Consider the following 4,337-nt stretch of genomic DNA (forward strand, 5'->3'; position numbering starts at 1 on the left):
CCGGCGGTCGAGAATGCCGCGACCGCGACGCGCCGCCGGTCGACGTCCGCCGGCGCGGACGCGGGGCGTCATCGTCAGAGGCGGAGGCGGAGGCGGAAGCGGTGCGGTCGACGGTGTGCCTGCGCTGCCGCCGCGCAGGGGTGGCTTCCTCGGCGGGTGCGTCGTCGGTGGCGGTGGTCGCGCGTCGGCGGGACCGGCGGGCCGGCGCCGCCGGGGCGTCGCCGTCGGCCGCCACGGCCCCACCGCTGCGCACGGCCGAGGTGTGCAGATACCAGCGGGCGGCGCCGATGGCGAGGACCGTCACCGCGGTGAAGAACATCAGCGGGAAGCGTTCGATCAGCGGGTAGCCGCAGTTGATCAGGATGTCCTTGATGCCGTGGATGTCGCCGCCGTGGAACATGAAGTACGACGACGGCACCGCGACGAACAGGATCAGCGGCGGCTGCACGATGGTGCTGAAGATCCCGGACTGGCGCACCGCCAACACGGCCAGCACGCAGCCCGTGACGTAGCACACGGTGAAGGCGGCGCTGAGCGCCTTGGTCCCGGTACCCGCGTCGTAGGCGAAGCCGACCAGCGTCAGCGTGACGGCCAGCAAAACAGCTCCCCACCAGGGGAGACCGCGAAATTGGGGCAGCGCCGAGCGTTCCTCGGCGGGCACCGCCGAGGGGCCCTGCAGTCCTGACACACGTCGACCGTACCGGCAATGCCTCGAAGAACGCTGCCAGCGCGCTCCGGCGTGCCAGCGGCCGCCTCGTAGACTCATCTACCCGTGGGCCTCAACCTCGGAATCGTCGGGCTGCCAAACGTCGGGAAGTCGACGTTGTTCAACGCCTTGACTCGTAACGACGTACTCGCCGCCAACTACCCGTTCGCCACCATCGAGCCGAACGAGGGCGTCGTCGCGCTGCCCGATCCACGGCTGGACAAGCTGGCCGAGATCTTCGGTTCGGAGAAGACCGTGCCGGCGCCGGTGACGTTCGTCGACATCGCGGGCATCGTGAAGGGCGCCTCGGAGGGTGCCGGGCTGGGCAACAAGTTCCTGGCCAACATCCGCGAGTGCGACGCGATCTGTCAGGTGGTGCGAGTGTTCGCCGACGACGACGTGGTGCACGTCGACGGCAAGGTGGACCCGGTGTCCGACATCGAGGTGATCGAGACCGAGCTGATCCTCGCGGACATGCAGACCCTGGAGAAGGCCGTCCCGCGGTTGGAGAAGGAAGCGCGCACCAACAAGGAGCGCAAGCCGGTGCTCGACGCCGCGGTCGCGGCCGGCGAGGTGCTCGACGGCGGCAAGACGCTGTTCTCCACCGGCAAGGACTGGGCCGTGCTGCGCGAGCTGAACCTGATGACCACCAAGCCGTTCCTCTACGTGTTCAACGCCGACGAGTCGGTGCTCACCGACGACGCGCGCACGGCGGCGCTGCGGGAGCTGGTGGCCCCGGCCGACGCGGTGTTCCTGGATGCCAAGATCGAGGCGGAGCTGCAGGAGCTGGACGAGGAGTCGGCCGCCGAGCTGCTGGAGTCCATCGGGCAGACCGAGCGCGGCCTGGACGCGCTGGCCCGCGCCGGCTTCCACACGCTCAAGCTGCAGACCTACCTGACGGCCGGGCCCAAGGAGTCCAGGGCGTGGACGATCCACCAGGGCGACACCGCGCCCAAGGCGGCGGGCGTCATTCACACCGACTTCGAGAAGGGGTTCATCAAGGCCGAGATCGTGTCCTTCGACGACCTCGTCGAGGCCGGCTCCATGGCCGCCGCCAAGGCCGCGGGCAAGGTCCGCATGGAGGGCAAGGACTACGTCATGGCCGACGGGGACGTCGTGGAGTTCCGCTTCGGAACGGCGTCGACATCGAAGAGCAAGGCCTGACGACTCGACCGACGCGACGGCGTCGGGCCGTCGAGCCGGGGTTGTGCTCGGCCGGTCGGAGCAGGGATTCGATCATCCGCGAGTCGGCTTCGTCACGCGTCGTGTCCGACTACCCTTGACGTGCCCTCACCCACTCCACCTCGTCGTGTCCGGGGTGTGGCAGCCGAGGAGGTACGCAGGTGGACGAGGTTCACACCGACGGCCGGCCCGGTGAGTTCGACCACGCAGCACGCCGAGAGAGCGATCTGAAGAGACGCGAGCATTTCGCAGATCAGCGTGATCGCATGGCCGATGAGCGAGATCGGATCGCAGATGCGCGGGAGCGGGATGCCGACGAGCGTGAGCGTCTCGCCGACGAACGCGAAGGCACGGCTGCCCAGCGCGAGCGCGACCGCCTGCAGCGCGAGCGCGACCGCGTCGACCGCACGAGGGCGGGTGAGCGGCGCGATCAGGCTACGGTCGGACGTGAAATGGCCGCGACCGAAAGACGCGTCGGTGGGCGGTGACGTCGTGAGTTCCGCTTCGAGATCTAGCGGGTGTTAACGTTCAGGCGCGCTTCCAGGTGACGATCACCTGAATCATTGCGGAGGGTTCTCGACCAGAGGACATGTCCCGATGGGGTGCTGCACCGCTCGGTGCGCAAACTCCATCGTGCCGGTAGCTCGACACCGGCTCACGGAAGGACATGGGCATGGCCACCAAGGACGACAGGAACCTGCAGCAAGTCCTCGACAAGATCGCCGGCATGGCCGAGCCGAGGCGCAGCGTCATGCAACGCGTGCACGACGTGATCGTCGCCGCGGCACCGGACCTGAAACCCCGGATCTGGTACGGCATGCCGGGTTATGCCAGATCCGCAAGCGCCCCCGTGCTCGTCTTCATCCGCAACGACGACGTGATGACCCTCGGGGTGAGCGAGAAGGCGACGCTGACGCCCGCCGGCGGCCGGGACGGGCGGTTGATCCCCGCCGCCTGGTCCTTCGAGGACCTCGACGAGACGACCGAGACGCGGATCGCCGAGATCGTCCGCGCCGCGATCGAGTGATCGAAGCGCTGTCGCGTCGAACCTCGTCCACGACGGTTCACGCGCCCTAGGGTGCACCCATGATCGTCTGGTTGAACGGCACCCACGGCGTCGGCAAGACGACCACCAGCCTGCTGGTCCAGCGACTGATCCCCGACTCGCGGGTGTTCGACGCCGAGATGATCGGCGAGGTGTTGATGAACGTCGAGCGGCACTTCGTGCTGCGCGCCGCGGCCGAGGTCGTCGACACGACGCATGCCGCGGCCCCGGAGGTCGCCCGCCGGATCGCCGCGATGGTGACCTGAGCTGTCGGACCCCGTGCCTAGGGTGCGGGTAACCGCCCATCCCGAGGAGCCGCGATGACGAGCGTGTCGACCCGCATTATCACCAACCCGTCGACCGGCGCGGCCCGCGCCAGGAACGGGGTGTGACCATGACCGACCTGCTGGGGTGCTACCGCGACTACCTCGACTGCCTGAACGACCGCGCGTGGGAGCGGCTCGGAGACTTCGTGTCCGACGACGTGGTGCACAACGACCGCCGCCTGGGCCTCGCCGGCTACCGGGACATGTTGATCGCCGACACGACGGTCATCCCGGATCTGCGGTTCACGCCGGAACTGCTCACCAGCACCGGCGACGTCGTCGCATGCCGCCTGCTGTTCCGCTGCACGCCGCAGCGCGAATTCCTGGGATGCGCGCCGACCGGTCGGCTCATCACGTTCGCCGAGCACGTGCTGTACCGCTACGCCGACGCGCGCATCTCCGAGGTGTGGTCGCTGCTGGACGTCGATGCCGTTCGCCGCCAACTGGATCCGGCCGACCAACTCAGAAGGGAGTAACGCCTGGCACTATCGTGGCGACAAGCAGTGTGCGTCGTCCACCCCCAGGAGAAAACGTGTCCCACCGGCGGTCCCCGAGAGTCGTCCTGTCCGCATCGCTGGCCGCTGCCGCCGCGAGTGCGGCCATCGCCGTCGCCGCGCCCGTCATGGCAGAGCCGACCGCGGCCGATCCGACCGCGGCCGACCTCAGCGCCCAAGATCAGCAGTTCCTCAAGGTCGTCAAGGAACTCGACGTGCCGGTGAACTCCAACTCCGACGCCATCGCGATCGGTCAGGAGATCTGCAAGGCCGTCGACGCCGGCCGCATCGAACCGGCCCGCACCGTCCGCGGCGTGATGAGCCGTCTGCAGGCCCAAGGGCTCGACAAGAAGCAGTCGGTCAACCTGGTCTGGGGCGCGGTCGCGTCCTACTGCCCGCAGTACAACTCGATCGTCGGGCGCTGATCCGGCCGTGCACGAGGACGCCTGCCCCCAGCTGCACGAGGCAGAATCGCGCACGTGACCACGCCACCGCAACGCCCCGGGGAACCCGATTGGCGCGGCCGGCGTCCACCGCCGCCGCAACCGCCCGCCCGGCAGCAACCGCCAGGTCCGCCGCCGCGG

7 protein-coding genes are annotated in these 4,337 nt (G+C 68.9%); 6 read left to right on the forward strand and 1 reads right to left on the reverse strand.

Annotation, left to right across the window (positions count from 1 at the left end; genetic code table 11):
* The coding region (locus AC30CM_RS26735) for a DUF6542 domain-containing protein (RefSeq protein WP_490119933.1) at nt 1–688 on the reverse strand (688 nt) is incomplete at its 3' end.
* Nucleotides 689–772: 84 nt separating this feature from the next.
* Here AC30CM_RS26735 and ychF point away from each other — a divergent pair.
* The 6 genes from ychF (at nt 773) to AC30CM_RS26765 (ending at nt 4,178) form a co-directional block, all read left to right on the forward strand.
* Nucleotides 773–1,870: a redox-regulated ATPase YchF gene (ychF, locus tag AC30CM_RS26740; RefSeq protein WP_490119934.1), complete on the forward strand. Its 1,098-nt coding sequence runs from the start codon at nt 773–775 to the stop codon at nt 1,868–1,870.
* Between the two features lie 179 nt (nt 1,871–2,049).
* Nucleotides 2,050–2,376, forward strand: a complete 327-nt coding sequence (locus tag AC30CM_RS26745) for a hypothetical protein (protein ID WP_490119935.1) — start codon at nt 2,050–2,052, stop codon at nt 2,374–2,376.
* Between the two features lie 185 nt (nt 2,377–2,561).
* Complete coding sequence (locus tag AC30CM_RS26750; RefSeq protein WP_490119936.1) at nt 2,562–2,915, forward strand: DUF1801 domain-containing protein; 354 nt, start codon at nt 2,562–2,564, stop codon at nt 2,913–2,915.
* Nucleotides 2,916–2,974: 59 nt separating this feature from the next.
* Nucleotides 2,975–3,199 carry a hypothetical protein gene (locus AC30CM_RS26755; RefSeq protein WP_490119937.1) on the forward strand — a complete coding sequence of 75 codons (225 nt, stop codon included), beginning with the start codon at nt 2,975–2,977 and terminating at the stop codon, nt 3,197–3,199.
* A gap of 128 nt (nt 3,200–3,327) precedes the next feature.
* A complete protein-coding gene (locus AC30CM_RS26760) occupies nt 3,328–3,735 on the forward strand; it encodes an ester cyclase (protein WP_490119939.1) in 408 nt (135 codons plus the stop codon).
* Between the two features lie 56 nt (nt 3,736–3,791).
* Nucleotides 3,792–4,178: a DUF732 domain-containing protein gene (locus AC30CM_RS26765; protein ID WP_490119938.1), complete on the forward strand. Its 387-nt coding sequence runs from the start codon at nt 3,792–3,794 to the stop codon at nt 4,176–4,178.
* Nucleotides 4,179–4,337 lie beyond the last annotated feature (159 nt).

Source organism: Mycobacterium sp. DHQP2018-32-09, assembly GCF_058148405.1.